General features: G+C 58.5%; 19 protein-coding genes and 1 tRNA gene. 9 read left to right on the top strand and 11 right to left on the bottom strand.

Annotation, left to right across the window (positions count from 1 at the left end):
* Window positions 1-6: 6 nt before the first annotated feature.
* From sctC to KHP07_RS04785, 3 genes are read left to right on the top strand one after another with little or no spacing between them, the layout of a single operon-like run.
* Window positions 7-2,142, top strand: coding sequence for a type III secretion system outer membrane ring subunit SctC (gene sctC / locus KHP07_RS04775; RefSeq protein WP_214496668.1), 2,136 nt, complete (start codon window positions 7-9; stop codon window positions 2,140-2,142).
* Window positions 2,139-2,342, top strand: a complete 204-nt coding sequence (gene hrpT, locus KHP07_RS04780) for an HrpT family type III secretion system protein (RefSeq protein ID WP_078046772.1) — start codon at window positions 2,139-2,141, stop codon at window positions 2,340-2,342. Before sctC ends, hrpT begins: the two co-directional genes overlap by 4 nt.
* A gap of 11 nt (window positions 2,343-2,353) precedes the next feature.
* On the top strand, window positions 2,354-2,692 hold the full coding sequence (locus KHP07_RS04785) for a transcriptional regulator (RefSeq protein ID WP_078046771.1): 339 nt from the start codon (window positions 2,354-2,356) through the stop codon (window positions 2,690-2,692).
* Here KHP07_RS04785 and sctU read toward each other — a convergent pair whose 3' ends face one another.
* The 11 genes from sctU to KHP07_RS04840 are packed head-to-tail and all read right to left on the bottom strand — an operon-like array spanning window position 2,693 to window position 12,812.
* A complete protein-coding gene (gene sctU, locus KHP07_RS04790; RefSeq protein WP_099493983.1) occupies window positions 2,693-3,790 on the bottom strand; it encodes a type III secretion system export apparatus subunit SctU in 1,098 nt (365 codons plus the stop codon).
* Window positions 3,787-4,575, bottom strand: coding sequence for a type III secretion system export apparatus subunit SctT (gene sctT, locus KHP07_RS04795; RefSeq protein ID WP_078046769.1), 789 nt, complete (start codon window positions 4,573-4,575; stop codon window positions 3,787-3,789). Before sctT ends, sctU begins: the two co-directional genes overlap by 4 nt.
* Before the next feature lie 10 nt (window positions 4,576-4,585).
* Window positions 4,586-4,849: a type III secretion system export apparatus subunit SctS gene (gene sctS, locus KHP07_RS04800; protein ID WP_065888055.1), complete on the bottom strand. Its 264-nt coding sequence runs from the start codon at window positions 4,847-4,849 to the stop codon at window positions 4,586-4,588.
* 7 nt (window positions 4,850-4,856) lie between these two features.
* Entirely contained in the window at window positions 4,857-5,510 is a 654-nt protein-coding gene (gene sctR, locus KHP07_RS04805; RefSeq protein ID WP_078046768.1) for a type III secretion system export apparatus subunit SctR, read from the bottom strand.
* Window positions 5,507-6,520 carry a FliM/FliN family flagellar motor switch protein gene (locus KHP07_RS04810; protein ID WP_214496669.1) on the bottom strand — a complete coding sequence of 338 codons (1,014 nt, stop codon included), beginning with the start codon at window positions 6,518-6,520 and terminating at the stop codon, window positions 5,507-5,509. Before KHP07_RS04810 ends, sctR begins: the two co-directional genes overlap by 4 nt.
* The gene (locus KHP07_RS04815; RefSeq protein WP_214496670.1) at window positions 6,514-6,975 is read right to left on the bottom strand and encodes a type III secretion system HrpP C-terminal domain-containing protein; all 462 of its coding nucleotides are present in this window, start codon (window positions 6,973-6,975) and stop codon (window positions 6,514-6,516) included. The genes KHP07_RS04810 and KHP07_RS04815 overlap by 7 nt, the downstream gene beginning before the upstream one ends.
* Entirely contained in the window at window positions 6,972-7,400 is a 429-nt protein-coding gene (sctO, locus tag KHP07_RS04820) for a type III secretion system stalk subunit SctO (protein ID WP_214496671.1), read from the bottom strand. The genes KHP07_RS04815 and sctO overlap by 4 nt, the downstream gene beginning before the upstream one ends.
* The gene (locus KHP07_RS04825) at window positions 7,387-8,733 is read right to left on the bottom strand and encodes a FliI/YscN family ATPase (RefSeq protein ID WP_214496704.1); all 1,347 of its coding nucleotides are present in this window, start codon (window positions 8,731-8,733) and stop codon (window positions 7,387-7,389) included. The genes sctO and KHP07_RS04825 overlap by 14 nt, the downstream gene beginning before the upstream one ends.
* Before the next feature lie 8 nt (window positions 8,734-8,741).
* On the bottom strand, window positions 8,742-9,641 hold the full coding sequence (locus KHP07_RS04830; protein ID WP_078050865.1) for an FHA domain-containing protein: 900 nt from the start codon (window positions 9,639-9,641) through the stop codon (window positions 8,742-8,744).
* 10 nt (window positions 9,642-9,651) lie between these two features.
* The gene (gene sctV / locus KHP07_RS04835) at window positions 9,652-11,745 is read right to left on the bottom strand and encodes a type III secretion system export apparatus subunit SctV (protein ID WP_099493979.1); all 2,094 of its coding nucleotides are present in this window, start codon (window positions 11,743-11,745) and stop codon (window positions 9,652-9,654) included.
* Entirely contained in the window at window positions 11,742-12,812 is a 1,071-nt protein-coding gene (locus tag KHP07_RS04840) for an HrpJ domain-containing protein (RefSeq protein WP_099493978.1), read from the bottom strand. Before KHP07_RS04840 ends, sctV begins: the two co-directional genes overlap by 4 nt.
* Before the next feature lie 262 nt (window positions 12,813-13,074).
* On the opposite strand from KHP07_RS04840, the gene KHP07_RS04845 reads away from it, so the two are divergent.
* The 6 genes from KHP07_RS04845 (at window position 13,075) to KHP07_RS04870 (ending at window position 17,108) form a co-directional block, all read left to right on the top strand.
* Window positions 13,075-13,626, top strand: a complete 552-nt coding sequence (locus KHP07_RS04845; RefSeq protein ID WP_078046761.1) for an RNA polymerase sigma factor — start codon at window positions 13,075-13,077, stop codon at window positions 13,624-13,626.
* A 191-nt stretch (window positions 13,627-13,817) separates the two neighbouring features.
* A tRNA-Met gene (locus KHP07_RS04850) sits at window positions 13,818-13,894 on the top strand.
* Between the two features lie 166 nt (window positions 13,895-14,060).
* Complete coding sequence (locus KHP07_RS04855; RefSeq protein ID WP_214496672.1) at window positions 14,061-15,302, top strand: tyrosine-type recombinase/integrase; 1,242 nt, start codon at window positions 14,061-14,063, stop codon at window positions 15,300-15,302.
* Between the two features lie 282 nt (window positions 15,303-15,584).
* Window positions 15,585-16,424, top strand: coding sequence for a hypothetical protein (locus KHP07_RS29440; RefSeq protein ID WP_250883393.1), 840 nt, complete (start codon window positions 15,585-15,587; stop codon window positions 16,422-16,424).
* A 100-nt stretch (window positions 16,425-16,524) separates the two neighbouring features.
* On the top strand, window positions 16,525-16,806 hold the full coding sequence (locus KHP07_RS04865; RefSeq protein WP_214496673.1) for a helix-turn-helix transcriptional regulator: 282 nt from the start codon (window positions 16,525-16,527) through the stop codon (window positions 16,804-16,806).
* Window positions 16,803-17,108 (top strand): hypothetical protein, encoded by a 306-nt coding sequence (locus KHP07_RS04870; RefSeq protein WP_122764486.1) that lies wholly within the window; start codon window positions 16,803-16,805, stop codon window positions 17,106-17,108. Before KHP07_RS04865 ends, KHP07_RS04870 begins: the two co-directional genes overlap by 4 nt.
* The last annotated feature ends 151 nt before the right edge of the window (window positions 17,109-17,259 follow it).

Raw genomic sequence — 17,259 nt, forward strand, 5'->3', positions numbered from 1 at the left:
TCCTAAATGGATAACAAGACTGACAAGCACTTAAGCTTGCTCCTGCACCTGCGCGAGAAACGCTCAAGAACACCGTACTGGCGCGGCCTGTTGATACTGCCCTGGTTGCTTGCCCCTACTGGAAACGCCTTCGCTGCCATCCCCCCGGAATGGAAAAACATCGCCTATGCCTATGAGGCCGAGCACAAGCCTCTTCGAGACGTACTCGAAGATTTCGCCCAGACCTTCGGCACCAAACTGCAGATCGAGGGCCTGCTGGAAGGCAACGTCAACGGCAAAATCCGCGCGAATACGCCACAGTCGATGCTGGACCGGCTGGGGGTTGAGCATCGCTTCCAGTGGTATCTGTACAACAACACTCTGTTCATCAGCACGCTGGACCAGCAGCAGTCTGAGCGCCTGGAAGTCTCCTCCGAGACGATTTCCGACCTTAAGCAGGCACTGACAGACATCGGGCTACTCGATAGCCGTTTCGGTTGGGGCGAGTTGCCGGAAGACGGTGTCGTGCTCGTCTCCGGCCCCAAAACCTATATCGAACAGGTCAAGCAGTTCAGCAGTAAACGTCGCTCAACCGATGAGAAACAGAGCGTGCTGAGTTACCCGCTGAAATTCGCCAATGCCGCGGACCGCACGCTGGACTATCGCGGCGAAAAACTCACCATTCCCGGAGTCGCCAGTATTCTGCGTAGCCTGCTGGAGCCGCGCTCTACTTCTACGCTGGCGGGGCTGAGCCAACCACCCGCCCCCCAACCCGCTCTCCTGACACCCAACCTGCCCCGGTTGACCAACCCGCTGTTGGGCCAGATGCTCGGCGCAAATGGCAATACCGGGCAGTTGGATGCCAGCCCGACAATGACCGCGCGCGCACCGACATCTACAAGTAGAATCCGCGTCGAAGCCGATGTGCGCAATAACGCCGTGCTGATCTATGACTTGCCTGAACGCCAGGCCATGTACCGCGAGCTGATCAACCAGCTCGACGTCGCGCGCAAGCTGATCGAAATCGATGCGATCATTCTCGACATCGAGCGTACGCAGTTGCGTGAATTCGGGGTGAACTGGGGGTTCCAGAACAGCCGCTTCCGGGGCGGTGTCAACATGGCACCCGGCACCTCGTCGCAGCTGTCGATTGAAAACCGCGATCGTTTCTATGCCGATATTCGCGCACTGGAAGAAAAGGGACTGGCAACCATGGTCTCGAACCCTTCGGTGCTTACCCTGGAAAACCAACCAGCAGTAATCGACTTCAACCGCACCCAGTACCTCACTCCCGGCAGTGAATATGCATCCATTTTGCCCGTCACCGTGGGCACCAGTTTCCAGGTGGTCCCCAGGGTTACCACCAGTCGAGGCGGCCACCAGATCCATTTGGCAGTGGACATCGAAGATGGCAACTTCGACGAGAGCAACGCTGACCCCAATCACCTTGATGTACGCCGGGGCAAGGTCAGCACCCAAGCGGTAATGGCAGAAAAGCGTTCGCTGGTGGTTGGCGGGTTCCATGTCACTGAAAGTACCGACAAGCAGAGAAAGATTCCTCTGCTGGGCGATATCCCACTGTTGGGCAAGGCACTGTTTTCCTCGACCGAACGCCAGAACAATCGCCGTGAACGCCTGTTCATCCTCACCCCGCGCGTCATCGGCGACCAGGACGATCCGTCGCGCTACTTACCGCAAGCCGATCAGGCCGAGTTGCAGGCGGCCTTAGCCCCGCTGGCACGACGGTACTCTCCCCATCAGCCCGTCATAAAGCGCAGTGACATTACCAGCACCCTGGCGCATCTGGTCAGTGGGGAAGTCCCCAAGGCTTTCAAGGCAGCACCAATGCCTTTGGGGCTGAAAACCTTATGCAGCACCCGCAACCTGCTGTCACTGAACACCGAGCGCAGCCAGTGGTACGCAGGCCCGGAATACAACGTGGCGGTCGTGGTATTGCGCAACCAATTCAACCGCAACGTACGTATCGACGAGAAAGAGTGCAGCAACTCGCAGACCCTGGCAGTCACCGTGTGGCCGCGCGCCTGGCTCAAGCCAGGTGAAGAAGCCGAGGTATTTATCGCCATGCGTCCGGTGGTGAAGGATGAACACCTCAGTGTGCCCCGTCCGTCCTTGATCACTCCTGCTCAGAAGGCCCTGCCATGAAACTCAGACCTTTATGCGTCATCTCGATCGGCATAGCACTGCTCGTCAGCGGTTGTACGCCCACCTGCAAGGGTGATTCTTGCTCACGCCCGCAATCGACCACGGACAAGATGGTGATCTGGTGGCCGCCACAGATGCGCGTCGAGCCTGGCCCCGCCGGCGAGCGCCCGGACTACCAGACGGTGTCACTGCAGCGATGAGGCGCCCGGAAATGCCCGACGATCAACGCCAGGCGTTTCTGGACAACCTGGTGAGTGGCACTGCCACTCGCCTGTCCCTCGCACCCGGTATCCAGGTGTGCGCGCTGCGCGCCGGAAACCGCCCGGGTATTGCCCTGCAAGTCGCTCGCGAAGCGTTACAGACCGGGCAACAACAACGAATTCTAGAACGACGCTTTGAGCAAGCGCTGGCATTCGATGGGTGTTTTATTTACCTCGATGCCCAGGACGCACTGGTGATCTGGCACGCGCTGCCAGCAACCCACAGCACGCTGGACAGAATCCTCAGCCGGATGCTTTCACTGGCAAACCTGCAAGCCTTGGACCGCTGATCAACGCTGCTCAAGCTCGGGCAGTTCCAAGGTTTCACGCTTGGCTTCATCATCGAGTTCGCGCAAGGTGCGATAAATCACTGCTACCGCCTGCAGGGTCTCGCGGGGGATGCTTGCTCCCAGTTTTTTCGTGTAGAGCGTGCGGGCCAGCCACACACATTGGATCACTGGCACGTCAGCTGCTTTGGCGCGCTGGATCAGTTTGCGGGCCTCGTCATCCGTGCCCTTGCTGACCAGCAAGGGCAGCGGTGTTTTACCGGGTCGGTAATACAAGGCAACGGCAAAGTGCGTCGGGTTGACCACCAGCATGTCGGACTCTTCCAGCTTTGGAAGCTTGACCTTGGGTTCTTCATTAGCCAATTGATACGCCAGCGAACGCCGCTGACCCTTGACGTGCGGGTCGCCCTCCATGTCCTTGTACTCTTTGACCACCTCCACCTGGGTCATGCGCATGCGTTTGGCGAAAAAGTGCTTCACCATCATCAGGTCGATAAGCGCCAATACCAGGAGCATGCCGAGGCAGGCGTGCAGTAAGTGCCGAAACAGCGCAATCAACGCCAGGATATAGCTCTGCAAATCACTGGTGGCCAGGTTGATCAGAGTGCCCAATGACGGCCAGATCACTACATACAGAATCAAGGCGATAAGACACGCTTTCACGATGCTCATCAGCAGGTTCATCAACTGTTGAGCGGAGAACATTTGCTTGACCTGACTGATCGGGTTGAGGCGGTTGAAATCCAGCTTCAGGGTCTCTGGTGCAAACAGCATCCCGAACTGCATCCAACTGCTGATCAGCTTGGCAGCAATCGCCAGCCCGGCCATCAGCAAGGCGAACGAGAAAAACACCACCATCCCTTCAAGCAGCACCTCCTCCAACGCTCGCGCAAAGGGCTGAGTCAGGCGCGACATCGGCAGCAGCATCAATTGCTGGAAGCGTTGCAGGCTGGTCTCGGCAGTGAACAAGGCAATCTCGCTGATAGCCGTCAGCGCCACCAGCTTTGCCACATCCTGGCTTTGGGCGACCTGGCCTTTCTTGCGTTGGTCACGCAGTTTCTTGGCTGACGCCGGGTGCTTCTTTTCGCCGGAATCGCTCATGGGATAGCGACCTTGATCAACAGCCTCAGTGAATGTTTAAGATCGCCCAACAGCCCCATGCGGCCGACGATCAAGTCCTGCAACAGCGCAAAGTAGAGCAGGAGAATACCAATCCCCGCCAGGCTCTTGACCGGTGGCGCCAGCGTACTCACTTGTAACTGTTGGCTGTACACCCCCAGCAGCGCAATGCCGAACTCCAGCAACAGCAACGCTGCAATAAACGGCGCGGCGTAGAGCAACATATGTGTAAAGGTATCGCCCAACAGATCGATGAACACGCTCATCCCATTCGCCGCCGGCAGCGGGAACCACACAGTGGGTGGCCAGATCAAGTAACTGTCCCAGATCACTTGGGTCAAGGACCCCAACCCCAGGCTCACCATCAGCAGGAAAATCGCCAACTGCTTGAACAAATGCCCGATCGGCGTCGCGTCCGGCCCCAGCGACGGGTTGAGTTGGCCACCGGCCAAGGCGCCACGCTGGTTATCCAGCAGAGCGCCCACCGACTCAAACATCCAGAACGGCATCGATAGCAGCACGCCCAGCAGAACGCCCAGGGCCACCTCCTTGAGCACTAACGCACCCAATAGAATCGCGGAGTAATCCTGGCCTGCCAACGCCGCATGGATACCCGGTGCAGGCATCAAGGCCAACACCATCACGATGGTATGGCGCGGCATGCCCTTTATATGCTGAAAACAGAACGCCGCCACTAGAATGCCACAGGGGTAGATCCGCGCCATGCCGATCAAAAGGCTGGGCAAATACTCGAGATAGAGCAGCACGGGCAGTGCCTCAGTTCAGGGCCGATCGGCCGATCATGTCAAAGGTCAGGTTGATCAGTTGGATCAACTCCACGCCAATCCAACGGCCGGTCATGATCAGCGTGATCCCCACCGCCACCAGCTTGATGCCGAAGGGTAGCGTCTGGTCCTGTACCTGCATCAACGCCTGCACCAGGGACGTCATGACCCCGACCACCACCGCGACGATCAACGGCGGTGCCGATAGCACGACCACCAGCAACATGCCTTGCTTGAACAGCACGATGGGTTCCATAAGCCACTCAGAGATAGGAGAGGAACAGACTGTCGAGCAATCGCGACCAACCGGACACCATCACGAACAACAGTAATTTGAGCGGCAGGGAAATGGTCATCGGCGAGACCATTTGCATGCCCAGCGCCAACAGAAGATTGGAGACAATCAAGTCGATGACGATGAAGGGGATATAGATCAGGAAGCCAATCTCGAATCCCGCCTGCAGCTGCGACAGCACGAACGCCGGGATCAACAGGATCAAGTCTTCGCGCTGCACCTCTTGGGCCATCTGCGCGGGCCACAGGCGTGCGGTGTTTTCCAGCAGGTGTGTGAGCACATCCGCATCAACGTTGCGTAACATGAAGGCACGCAAAGGTTTGATGGCTTCATTTCCTGTCTGCAGGAACGTTTGTACGTTGCTCAGATCAAGCGGCGAAGCTTTGACACTTTCGGCGATTTCATACCCTACAGGCGCCATGACAAATAGCGTGGCCGCAAGCGCTATGCCATTGATGGCCATGCTCGGCGGCACCTGCTGCACACCGATGGCGTTACGGGTGATCATCAGTACAATCACGATCTTAAGGAACGCTGTGCAGACGATTAACAGCATGGGCATCAACGATAATGCCGCCAGAAACACGGCCAGGACTAAGGGGTCCAACCCCTGAAGTATCATCGGCCGAACATCACGCGAGACAGTTGCAACCCCAGGCGCCCATCGACTTCCACCAACTGTCCCAGGCCAATCGGTCGGTCACCGTAATAGAGGCCCGCCATGCCTGGCGCGTAACCGCCAATGCCCAACACCGCTCCCGGCGCGAGGTTTCGCAACTCGCCCAGGGTCAGGTTCAACGTGCCGCAGCGTATATTCAGCGCCATGCTCAACTCATCGAACGGCTCGTCGCCAAATACGTCCGTCACAGGCTCATCGCCCTCATCCCCGGAGTAGTGGGGAGCCAGGAATTCTTCGTCCACAGACGTGTCCTCGATTGAAGTAAGGGTCAGGCACAACGGCCCACTGTTATCGTCAATGCATCCATGCAGTCGTTGTTTGCCAACCTGTACATGACCGCTGCCCTGGGCTTGAAAAAAGCTCTGCTCAGGCACCAGCACATCTCCAGTCCGCAGGCTGCGTGCTTGCGCGATTGGTAACCGCAAGCGCCCGAGGGTGACTGCAATGGTCAGGCGGAACGAGGTGGGCATCGGCCCGGCTGTGGCACGCCATGGCCCGGCATCGCATAAGGCCAGGAAGCTCGCGGGAGCCAGCCACACATATCCCTCAACCCGGGATTGCCCCAGGCTCACACTGAGGCGGCAGCCGAATGCCTTGGGTGGTTCGGTCTCCAACAATCGCAGATAGCCCAGCAGGGTTTTCACCTGAGGACTCAGGTGATACTGGAACAATTCCCAGAACCAGGAGTCCGGATCGTTGCCCGTCGGGGCCAGCGTCACAGGACACTCACCCAGCAGGCTGAGCAGCGGCCCGGCCTCGGCAAGCGCCAGCACTCCACACACCGTTTCGAGGCACACCACCTCACCACGTGCAGGGGCGCGCCCGGGTTCGAGCCGCAGCTGACCACGCTGCCCGGCTACCTGAAACGGCATGCACAGGCCACGCCCCAGCCTGCGCCGGGCGGCAACTGTAATGCCATTGACCGAAGGTAATGTCAGCAACGGCACTAGCATGCGCAGCCGGCATTGGGCACAAACAGGCTGACTGGCTGTTCCAGCGTGAGTGCGAAGCGATCTTCACACTGTTGCCTCACGCTGCTGAGCCAACGCGCCGTCGTATCCTCTTGTGCCTCCAGGTCGATACTCCAGCTGTTTTGTTCACGGCGCACAGTGGCATTGATTCGCCCCAGGCGAGGCAAGTACAACACGGCCTGAAGCGGCCACTGCGAAGTGGCCAGCAGACGTGGCGCCAGTTGTTCGGCAAGCGCCTCGATCATCGCGGCACCGCCCAATAACTTTGATCCCGACAGGGAAGCCCCCCCGCCTGAGCCCTCACCGTCATCCGCCCACAACTGGTTGAACAACCGCGTCAACGCCTCAGGCACAACGCCTCCCGCTCCGAGCTCACGCTCCTCTCGTTGTTCACGCACCCGTGGGCGTTCAGCAGGTCTATCTGAAACCTGGGTCATACCGACTCCTGCACCAGTAAAAGGGATAACTCCTGAAGCTTTTCCACTTGTCGTAGGCACTCAGTGGCCTGTTTCTGGGCACTGCCGACGCGGGCCTGCTTCTCTGCTTGCTGACCTCGCAAGACCTCCAACTCCCCGATACCCCGCCGGGTATTGGCAGACAAGCCGCGCTCCTGCGAGCCCCAGGCTTTCAGGTCCCGCAGGCTCAGTACCTGGCCCTGATGCTGGCTGAGCAACCGAGCACTCTGCTGGGCCTCTTCCAGTTGGGTCTGCTCAAGGGTGTCCTGGGCTTGCTGGATATGTGCAAGCAGGGCCTGCTGGGCTCGCTTCGCTTCACGCAAAGCGCGCTCAGCCCGGTCTGCCCGGTGGCGGCGTAGGCGGCGCAGCGTTTCGACCTCACCTAGCAGCTCGTTAGAATGGGACATAAGCGGTCAGCTCCTTGAGTTGCTCCAGCGTCATTGCCATCGGGGAAGGCTCACGCAAGTCCTGACGCAGAAAACCATCGACGGCCTGGCGGCTGTCCACTGCCAGGTCGGTCAAGGCATCGCTGCCTGGCTGGTATTCCCCCAGCTTGAGCATCAGCTCGATCTGCTGATAGGCCGACAGCAACCGTCGCAACGCGGTACCCGCCTGGATATCCGCAGGCTCGGCGACATTGCTCAGGATCCGCGACAAGCTCGCCAGCACGTCCACCGCGGGATAGTGCCCACGCTCGGCCAACTTACGAGACAGCACGATATGGCCGTCGAGCAGCGAGCGAACCTCATCAGCCACCGGGTCGTTCATCGAGTCCTGCTCGATCAGCACCGTATAGATCGCCGTGATCACGCCGTCCTTGGTCAACCCGGCGCGCTCTACCAGCCGTGGCAACAGGCTGTAGACCGAAGGTGGCAGGCCGCCGCGACCGAGGGGTTCGCCGGCGGCCAGGCCGATTTCGCGCTGGGCCCTGGCGAAACGGGTCAGGGAGTCGATCAGCAGCAACACACGTTTGCCCTTGCGGCGAAATCCCTCAGCCAATGCGGTCGCCGTGAAGGCCGCTCGTGCTCGCTCCATGCTGGAGCGATCGGACGTGGCACACACCAACACCGCCTTGGAGCGCAGCTGTTCATCCAGCTCATGATCGAGAAACTCGCGCAGCTCGCGGCCCCGCTCGCCAATCAGGCCGAATACGATGACATCGCACTCCACGTTACGGGCGATCTCGGCCAACAAGGTGGTTTTGCCGCAACCCGCCCCGGCGAACAGGCCCACACGCTGGCCTTCGCCCAGCGTTAGCAGGCCGTCGATCGAGCGCACCCCGGTAGCGAGCGCGCGGTGGATGCGTGGCCGCTCGGTGGGCAACGGCGCCTCGCACAGCACCGCGCTGGTATCGGGCAAGTCGGCCTCGACAAACGCGCTGGGCCCCTCTCCCGCAATCGGTCGCCCGAAACCATCCAGCACCTGGCCCAGCAGTGCGTCGCTGACCTGTACCCGATGGGATACCCCCAGGCGCTCGACGCCGGCACCCACCTGCACGCCTTCCAGGTTGCCCAGCGCACTGAGTACGGCATCCTGTTGATCAAAACCGATGATCTCGGCGAGCATGTAGTCGCCCGGCTTTTTCTCCACTTGGCACAGATCCCCAATACGCGCCTGGGGCAGTCGGCACTGCAATAACATGCCGTTGACGCGCTGGATGCGCCCCCGCACGGTAACGGGTGCGAAAGTGGCCAACGACTGGGCCTGGCGCTGTTGCCAGGCATCGAGGCGCGCTTGCATTTGCGTATTCACCAGCGCACCTCATAACGCTGCACGCCATCGAACACCACTTTGCTGTTGTCGATCAGTACCAGGCGCAGGCCATCCACCTCATCGCCAATAAACAGCCGGCTACCCTCTTCCAGGACCACATGAGCATTGGGCCCGCCCACGATCTGCACAATCTTGAACGGCAAGGCTCCGTCGCGCGCACGCACACGGCTGATCACCGGTATGGCATTGTCGTATTGCTCGCCAAAACGGTTGAGCATGCGCGCGACCAGCTCTACATCATCCTGGGAAACGTCGCCATCAAGCACGACCTGGCCATTGATCACCTGCAAGTTGACGCGCTGGCTCAGCTCACGTTCGCTGAGCATTTTCAACAGCTGTTGGCGCACTTCAAACGGTGAGCCCAACGCCTGCTTCTGCACCACAGGCGGCGTCAAGGAAGCCTTGGCCTCAGGCTCACCGTTGAAGGCCATACCCACCACGATGAAGATGACCGTTACCGCCAACACGAGGCTGATCAGGCGCTTTTGCTGGGAATGGGAGATAGTCGATAATTTGAGCCCCCGCGCCGGCTCATTGACGACGGGCGACGCTACCGTTGCTGGGGCGGGTGATCGGGGCCAGGGTTCATCGGCCAGGCTGACACACAGCCGCACGGCCCCCACCGAAAAAACGGTATCGAGCGCCAGGCACGGGATCTGAGCCAGCACCCGACCATCAGCCCCGCGCAGCAGTCCGGCTTCGGCCTGCACCGACCAGTTCGCGTCGATGAGCCTCAGCCGTGCATGCTGCTCGGCGATGCCAGGGTCGCTCAGCACCAGGTCTGCATCGCCATGGGCACCGATGCTCCACTGCTCACCAAACAAAGGCAGCGCAGCCCCCTGGTGCCGTCCATCAAGCACGCGCAACTCGAACATCATCAAGTCCTCATGCCACCGCTCCGCGCATCAACTCGTCCTGCCCCAAGTCGAACCGCCCAAGCACTTTGACCTTGGAGGTACTGCTCAGCTCGGCAAAGGACAGCACCGGCACGTGATTGAATTCCTCCAGCAACAAGGTGCGCAGTGGACTGCGCAAGTCCTGCGCAACCAGCATCACGCTCTTGAGTTTGGGTCGTAGGGGAAAGGCTTGATTGAGCAGGCTGACCAACGCTGCACTGTGTTCATCGTCGAGTGCGAAAAACACCCCCGTCTGGGTCTGGCGCAGCGCCTCGCGCAGGATGCTTTCAGTCTGCGGCGACAGCAGCCAGGCATGCAGGCCTTCGGCTTCGCTGTACTGATGGTAAATCTGTGCCTTGAGCGCAATGCGCGCATAGTCGGCCAGTGCGTCCGGTTCCCGCTCATGCTGACCGTATTCGATCAGCGACTCGACAATCAGCCGCACTGCCCGCAACGGCACACCTTCGCTGGCCAGGCGTTGCAACACCGCCGAAAACCGCGATAGCGGCATGATCCGTTGCAGCTCCTGGACCAATTCCGGCTGGTTGTGCTCCAGCCAACTGAGGATCGACTTGCTCTCCTGGATCCCCAGGAACTGCGGCCCGCTGAGCATCATGGCCTGCTTCATACGCTCAACGATCAGGCTCGCCGCAGTGAAGCGTTCCAACTGGGGATCATCGAGCAACGGATCATCCGGCGCCAGCCAGACCCACCCCTGTTCATCGCGCTCTGCCAGCCCCGCGATGGCATGTGCAGGCTCAACCGTCAGCGCCTTTCGCTCAACTGCCACCAGGCTGACGACCGAGGCCCTGACCATTGGCACCTCATGCACACAAAAGCGCATTTCATCGTCGGCCAGCGAGTCATCGAGCTCTACCTCGAACGGCGGCAGTGTCAGCCCAATATTGGCAACCAGCGCATTTCGCGCCTGGCGAATCGCGTGGATAAGATCCGTCACTTGCGGCGTGCCTCGCAACGCTGGAGAGAATTGCAGTAGGTAGGGCCTTGAAGGATCGAACCCTCGCAAGTCCTCACTGCCGTTCTCTTCGGGACGCACCGCTTCAGCCGCTTCGGCTTCAGGTTGTTCCTGCCGTTGACGCTGACGCATCAGGTAATACCCCAGGCTGCCAGTGACCAACGCGATCAGGATAAACACCAGGGTAGGCATGCCGGGCACCACCGCAAAGGCGAGCATTCCCACCGACGCAATCATCCAGCTCTTGGGCTCGCTGGTCATCTGCCGAGCAATTTCGGCGCCCATGTTAGTGACACCCCTGCGCGCATCCGGCGCTACACGGGTGATGATCATGCCGGCGGTGAGTGAGATCAGCAGCGCGGGAATCTGCGCAATCAGGCCGTCGCCGATGGTCAGTACCGAGTACAGCGCCATTGAATCGGCGGCACTCAAGCCATGCTGGAACATGCCCGTGGAGAACCCACCCAACAGGTTGACCACAACGATGATCAAGCCGGCGACGGCATCCCCCTTGACGAACTTCATGGCGCCGTCCATAGCCCCGAACAATTGACTCTCGCGGGACAACTGCTCGCGCTTGTCCCGCGCTTGCGCGCCGTCAATCAAGCCTGCACGCAAGTCGCTGTCGATGGACATCTGCTTGCCAGGCATCGCATCCAGGCTGAAACGCGCCGCCACTTCGGCGACCCGCTCCGAGCCTTTGGTGATCACCAGAAAGTTGACCAGGGTCAGGATCAGGAAGATCACCATCCCCACGGCCAGGTTGCCGCCGACCACAAAATTGCCGAAGGCCTCGACGATGTCACCAGCGTCCTGCTCCAGCAGGATCAAGCGCGTCGTCGCAATCGACAGCGCCAGGCGAAACATTGTGGTCAACAGCAGGATCGACGGGAAAGATGAGAACGCCAGGGGCCCCGGCAGGTATAGCGCCAACACGATCAACAGGCACGAGATGCAGATGTTGAGTGCAATCAGGATGTCCACCAGCCAAGTCGGCAGCGGCACAATAAAGATGAACACAATGGCCATCACCACCACGGCGCCCAGCACTTCGGCGCGCTGCGCGACCTTTAGCAACACGCGGTTGATGACCAACAGCACTGTCACGCCTGGGCCTCCAGCACACCTGAAAACCGTGCAGGATTGCGGGTAGCCCGGTCTTGCTCCCCGATCACCACCCGTAAGCAACGCAGGGTATCTGCACGCACTCGACCATCGAGCCATAGCGCCAATGGCAAATCGTGGAGCACCGGACAAAGCGCATTGAGTGCCAACAATGGCAGGGCGCTTGAGTTGCCCTGCAATTCCATCCCAAGCCGAAGGATTCCATCAGCATCAAGCCCACTGCCCGTGAAACCCAAAATGCGCTGCAGTAGCGCTACCTTGTCATGGTCGACTTTCAGGTCTTCGATCAGCTTCTGACACCCGTTCAGCGTCCCGCTCAGTTGCCCACAGCTTTGCAGCCCCAGTAACAAGGTACGCAGTAGCGGTGTAGGCATTGACGACACCTTGGCCGCAATATCGTCCGCCAAAGCCTTTCGCATCAACATGAGCCCGTCGGCAAACCGTTCGCTGCCGTATAAGCCCAGCAGCGCCTGCATCATCGTCGGCAGCGACTGCCGCATGACCACACTGGCGTAGTAGAGCGTACGCAGTGCCTGACGCTCCTGTGGGTCGACACCAGACGCTTGCATCGCCACGGCAATGTTCAGGCCGGCCTGGATCTCCCTTTCGTAGAGCACTTTCAGCTTAGCAATGGCAACACGTGCCAGGGCCGCTTCGGCGGGGCGCGACCCAATGTCCGCCTGGGCCGCCACATGCTTGAGCACCACGAACGCACGCGCGGGGTCTCCTTCGGAAAGCTTCAGCGATGCTTCAAACCCGCCCTCGCCCCCCCGCCTCAGCGCCTCCCTGACCATCAACGAAATCATTGCCAGGGTCTTCTTGGCCGGATGCCCCAACTGCCGATAAAGCTCCGCTATCTGTTCGACCGGGGAAACGCGTGCGCCCATCTTCCGCTGGCTCAGCGGCAGGCTATTGCTTGCCACTTCCTGGCTGAACAGGTGAGCAAGAGCATCTACGCCACTGGTGGGCTGAGGCGTCGGGGCCTGGCTGACGGCAAGCTGATCCACGGGCCGGATCGACTTAACCTCGGGGGAGAGTTCAACTTTCATGGACAGCCCTGTACGGGAAGAGTGTTTCCCTGTGTGGCAAGACCTGCCCATCTGGTTCCATCGAAAAACACTTGCACGGCTAAATTGAAAAGACTTGCACACCCCATGGCAGCTCTATGCAAACCCCTGCACAACATCTCATCATTTCAGGATATTTACCTATATAAATCAGTAAGTTGAAAAAAATTCCCCTTGGCACAACCAGTGCAAACGAGGTCCCCGTCGACATCCTTTCGACTGCGTCTACACCAAGGAAAAAATCATGAATATCCCTATTGAAGCTTTAGCGCACCTCGTTGGCAGCTCGCCTCAATTCATGCTTCACCTGACAGACGACCAGCAAAAAAAACTGCGGCGCTTCATTCACAAGCGCGTACTCAACCCGGAAGATGCAGACGACCTGCTGCAACTGACGTATCTGGAAGCCTGGCGCAACCGCGAGCGTTTCAGCGGCAATGCCACGCTCAGCACCTGGATGTGCGGTATCGCGCAAAACCTCATCCGTAATCACTTCAGGCGCCTGTATGCCAAGCCTATGCATTGCGAATTTGACGAGTCGCTGTGGCATGGCCAGGAGGAGAACCACAACCTGGATTGGGAATTTGAAATCAACCGGCGCCTGGAAAAAACCCTGAACGCCATCGACCACCTACCGGCAGAAATGCGCAAGACGCTCTACGCCTCCCTGGAAACCGACGGCAGCTACCAGGACACCGCCGACGTACTGGACATTCCTATTGGCACCGTGCGCTCACGCCTGTCGCGAGCCCGCGAGCAACTCAAGCGCGCCACGCATAACTCGTCGTATCCTTGAAGTCGGCCTCGCGTGGGGCGGCAGGGATATCTGCCCCACGCGATCAGGTTTTTGCGGGGAGGCGTCGGGATTAATCAGGAACCACTCGTCGCCCGATCCGCTGATTTCGCTTAAACAGTTGAAAGCGTAGATAAAAATTCAAAATAAATACTTGACGCATTGGCGTTCTACGCGAATAATGCGCGCCACTTGGCTACATAGCTCAGTTGGTTAGAGCATAGCATTCATAATGCTGGGGTCCGGGGTTCAAGTCCCTGTGTAGCCACCAAGTACCGATCCATAGACATCTACAGCAGTCTATGAATCACCTCAAGAAGCCCGCCTAGTGCGGGCTTTCTTGTTTCTGGCTGTCCACCTCTATCTACCCCTATCCTTCCCCTCCGTGTATGCCCACGTGTATGCTTCATAAATAATTGAACTGAAGGCATACAAGGATGAAACGCACAGATATCAAGCGACGCCCTCTCGCTGACACGACACTTTCCAGCCTGGAGCCTGAGGCCGGGGCATACCGCGAACTAGACAGCCCAGGGCTGTATTTCAGGGTCAAGCCAAACGGCCAAAAATCTTGGGAGTTACGCTACAAGAAGCCGGACGGCAAATGGTCATGGCTTGGTCTTGGCGGCTACCCGGAAGTGGGTGGCGCTTTCGCTCGACAGAAAGCGGCTGATCTACGCTCCGACGCATCGGAAGGTAAGAACCCGATCACCTCCAAGAAAGCTCGCCAAGCCGCCGAGATCGATGCGGCCAACGACACCTTTGAAGCATTGGCAAGGGAGTGGCACACGTCTCGCCTTAGCGGCTGGGATGCGGGTACAGCCAAAAGGATACTTGGCGCACTCGAACGCCATGTATTCCCCTCGCTCGGTAAACGCCCCTACACCTCAATCATGTCGATGGAGTGGATGGAGCTATTGAGAGGGCTTGAGCGTCAGGGGATTCTCGAACAGATGAGCCGTGTGAGGGCTTACTGCAAAGATATCTATGACCTGGCTCGCGTAACAGGCAGAGCCGTCAACAACCCGTTGGAGGGAGTGCATAAATTTCTGTCCTCGGGAAAGGCAGAGAACTACGCCCACGTTTCCCCCGATGAGCTTCCGGGGTTACTTCGAGCGATACGTTCCTACCCCCACGCCAAAGATGTTCAGCTCGGCCTGAGGCTGTTGACCCTGATGGCTGTACGCCCCAGCGAACTCCGAGAGGCACAATGGGTAGAGTTTGATTTCGATAAGAGGCTGTGGACCGTTCCAGTCGAGCGCAAGGGTCGCAAGAAAGGTCGTGAGCACCTGGTACCACTATGCACTCAAGCAGTCGAAGCACTATTGGAGCTTCGGCAACTCACCGGCGCTTACCCACTTCTGTTTCCAGGTAGAAGCGACCGCACTAAACCCCGCAGCGATACCGTATTCCTAATGGCACTCAGACGCCTTGGTTACGAGGGCCGCCAGACCGGCCATGGCTTCCGCCACATCGCCAGCACGATCCTTAACGAGCATGGATATCCAGCTGACCATATCGAGGCCCAACTCAGCCACAAGGCACAAGGTGTTCGAGGGATTTACAACAAGGCTCAGTACCTTGAGCAGCGCACACAGATGATGCAGTGGTACGCCGATCATCTCGATTTCATAGAGGCAGGGAATGTAGTGCAAGGTCAATTTGGGAAGGCAGTGTGAGAGCACTTACCCTGCCCCCCTCAAAATCCGGTGTAACGCGTGTTACTCGTGTAACGCCGCTCGCCAAGAGCCCGGATTCATTGGCTTTCACGCCTGTTACACATCTCAGTTGCTTAACGTACATGCGATGTAACGCTGCCCCTGCGTGTAACGCCAAAGTCATTACACGCATGCTGTGGGCAAGCGGTCTAAACTTGCGCCCACAAAACGGCTTTCGCTGGTTACCCGCTTTGAATCCAGGGCGTGGGACTTTCCGTTACACGGTACCGATGACACTTCGTCATGACTGATCACCGACCCATCTTGCATTTGGCGTTAACCCGGGGGCTGCTCAGTTATCTCTCCGCGCAACCGCTCTATGACCTCTGCCGTGAGCAGGTCGCTGACGCCTGCCGCTTGATCGACCAATGCTGTCTGCGCATTCATGGTGACGATATCAACAAAGACCTCGCCAGCATGTGCATTCAGACGACGATCCATGAGGAGACAATTTTTCAATACGCCTCCACCGACACCACGGCACGCCTCGCTCACTGGGTACGAATGTACAGCGGTAATTACTCAGTGTCGGAGCGCGATGCTCATGCGGGCTACATCATGGCCTGTGCCGTAAAAGCGCTGGGGACATTAACCAGTTGGATGCAAACAGCCGATCAAGAAGCTTGGTCTCATGTCTCTGAACCTCCTACAGACTGGCCTAGGGATCTGTATTGCCAATTCGTAGAGATGCAGGTCGACCCGGACAAGCACATCGAAGTGCTCGATCAGTACACCCTCTACCTGGAACCGATCAGATCCCTACCCTGCCTGGTCGACGATGAACTAAGACCCATCGCCGAACGAGCGATCAAAAATGCCGTCCGCAAAAAAGGCGGTCTCATCAGCGGTATGGAGCGTAACGAGGAAATTAGCGTTCGAGACGCCGCGATAGTTAAAAAGGGGCTCCACTACCGTGCAGCGGGGATGTCCAAACGCAACGTTGCTACGAAGGTGCATGCATGGCTACAAGGCGAGGTAGCAAAACCGCCAAAACAACGGCCTGAGTGGATTGCGCTTGAGACCGAAAAAGCCCTCACCCGCAAAAGAGTTGAAGCCATCCTCAAACGCTACTTCGTGCTGTAAGCCAGAAATTTCAATCGGATTTCAATTGGAAGTGAACTGCTCACCACCGACCTACACCTAGATCATTGCTCTCAGTCCTAACCAGTCGAGAGCAAGACCTATGAAAGCCCCTGTCACTGAAATTCCCCGCCTTAACCCAACCACTCCAAGCCCAATGTTTGACGCATCGTCGACATTGATCCGTATGCCCGAGGTCGAGCGGATCGTGGGCATGAAGCGTTCCACCATCTACAAACTCATGCAGCGCACAGATAGCGGCTTTCCCCTACCCGTCAAATTGAGCAACAGCAACGCTCGCGGCGCGCCTGTAGCTTGGGTTTTATCTGAAATCCAAACATGGGCACGAAGCCGCATAGAGGCTCGCGACCAGGTGGCAGCATGAAAAATCGTGTCGCCAATAGGGCCATCTTGCAGCCCTTTTCTGTACTCAGAACAGTCGGGTTCTCATCACGCGGTATGCAGCGTTTTGAACGTTACCGCACGGAGCAAAAACGCCTGAACCGGGACGTCATGGTGATGCGATGGAGAGATGGCATCTGGTGCGCATTGTCAGTTCCTTGCCAAGCCCCACAAGCAATCATCGTCGACGAAGGCCAACAAATAGATGCCTACGAGGATGCGCGCGCGTGCCTCGAAGGCGACCTTTTGCCCTTTGTCTCCCTGCGCTGGGACATCCATGCCTGAAACGAAAACGCCCCCGGCGGCAACCGGAGGCGTTGAGGTAAATCTACATGCGTGATCAATTTATGCCGCATCGAAAAAATCCGCAAGCGTTCCGGATAGTTGCACTTTCAAAAATCAGGCGTTACTCTCTGGCCGTCGCTGCAAAATCAGC

The organism is Pseudomonas sp. VS40 (assembly GCF_018587885.1).
Lineage (GTDB): Bacteria > Pseudomonadota > Gammaproteobacteria > Pseudomonadales > Pseudomonadaceae > Aquipseudomonas > Aquipseudomonas pergaminensis.

Excerpts from the sequence above, each read along its gene's own strand:
- sctC (WP_214496668.1), top strand. The coding sequence starts at position 7 with ATGGATAACAAGACTGACAAGCACTTAAGCTTGCTCCTGCACCTGCGC.
- hrpT (WP_078046772.1), top strand. The coding sequence starts at position 2,139 with ATGAAACTCAGACCTTTATGCGTCATCTCGATCGGCATAGCACTGCTC.
- KHP07_RS04785 (WP_078046771.1), top strand. The coding sequence starts at position 2,354 with ATGCCCGACGATCAACGCCAGGCGTTTCTGGACAACCTGGTGAGTGGC.
- sctU (WP_099493983.1), bottom strand. The coding sequence starts at position 3,790 with ATGAGCGATTCCGGCGAAAAGAAGCACCCGGCGTCAGCCAAGAAACTG.
- sctS (WP_065888055.1), bottom strand. The coding sequence starts at position 4,849 with ATGGAACCCATCGTGCTGTTCAAGCAAGGCATGTTGCTGGTGGTCGTG.
- sctR (WP_078046768.1), bottom strand. The coding sequence starts at position 5,510 with ATGATACTTCAGGGGTTGGACCCCTTAGTCCTGGCCGTGTTTCTGGCG.
- KHP07_RS04810 (WP_214496669.1), bottom strand. The coding sequence starts at position 6,520 with ATGCTAGTGCCGTTGCTGACATTACCTTCGGTCAATGGCATTACAGTT.
- KHP07_RS04815 (WP_214496670.1), bottom strand. The coding sequence starts at position 6,975 with ATGACCCAGGTTTCAGATAGACCTGCTGAACGCCCACGGGTGCGTGAA.
- sctO (WP_214496671.1), bottom strand. The coding sequence starts at position 7,400 with ATGTCCCATTCTAACGAGCTGCTAGGTGAGGTCGAAACGCTGCGCCGC.
- KHP07_RS04825 (WP_214496704.1), bottom strand. The coding sequence starts at position 8,733 with ATGCAAGCGCGCCTCGATGCCTGGCAACAGCGCCAGGCCCAGTCGTTG.
- KHP07_RS04830 (WP_078050865.1), bottom strand. The coding sequence starts at position 9,641 with ATGTTCGAGTTGCGCGTGCTTGATGGACGGCACCAGGGGGCTGCGCTG.
- KHP07_RS04840 (WP_099493978.1), bottom strand. The coding sequence starts at position 12,812 with ATGAAAGTTGAACTCTCCCCCGAGGTTAAGTCGATCCGGCCCGTGGAT.
- KHP07_RS04845 (WP_078046761.1), top strand. The coding sequence starts at position 13,075 with ATGAATATCCCTATTGAAGCTTTAGCGCACCTCGTTGGCAGCTCGCCT.
- KHP07_RS04855 (WP_214496672.1), top strand. The coding sequence starts at position 14,061 with ATGAAACGCACAGATATCAAGCGACGCCCTCTCGCTGACACGACACTT.
- KHP07_RS29440 (WP_250883393.1), top strand. The coding sequence starts at position 15,585 with ATGACTGATCACCGACCCATCTTGCATTTGGCGTTAACCCGGGGGCTG.
- KHP07_RS04865 (WP_214496673.1), top strand. The coding sequence starts at position 16,525 with ATGAAAGCCCCTGTCACTGAAATTCCCCGCCTTAACCCAACCACTCCA.
- KHP07_RS04870 (WP_122764486.1), top strand. The coding sequence starts at position 16,803 with ATGAAAAATCGTGTCGCCAATAGGGCCATCTTGCAGCCCTTTTCTGTA.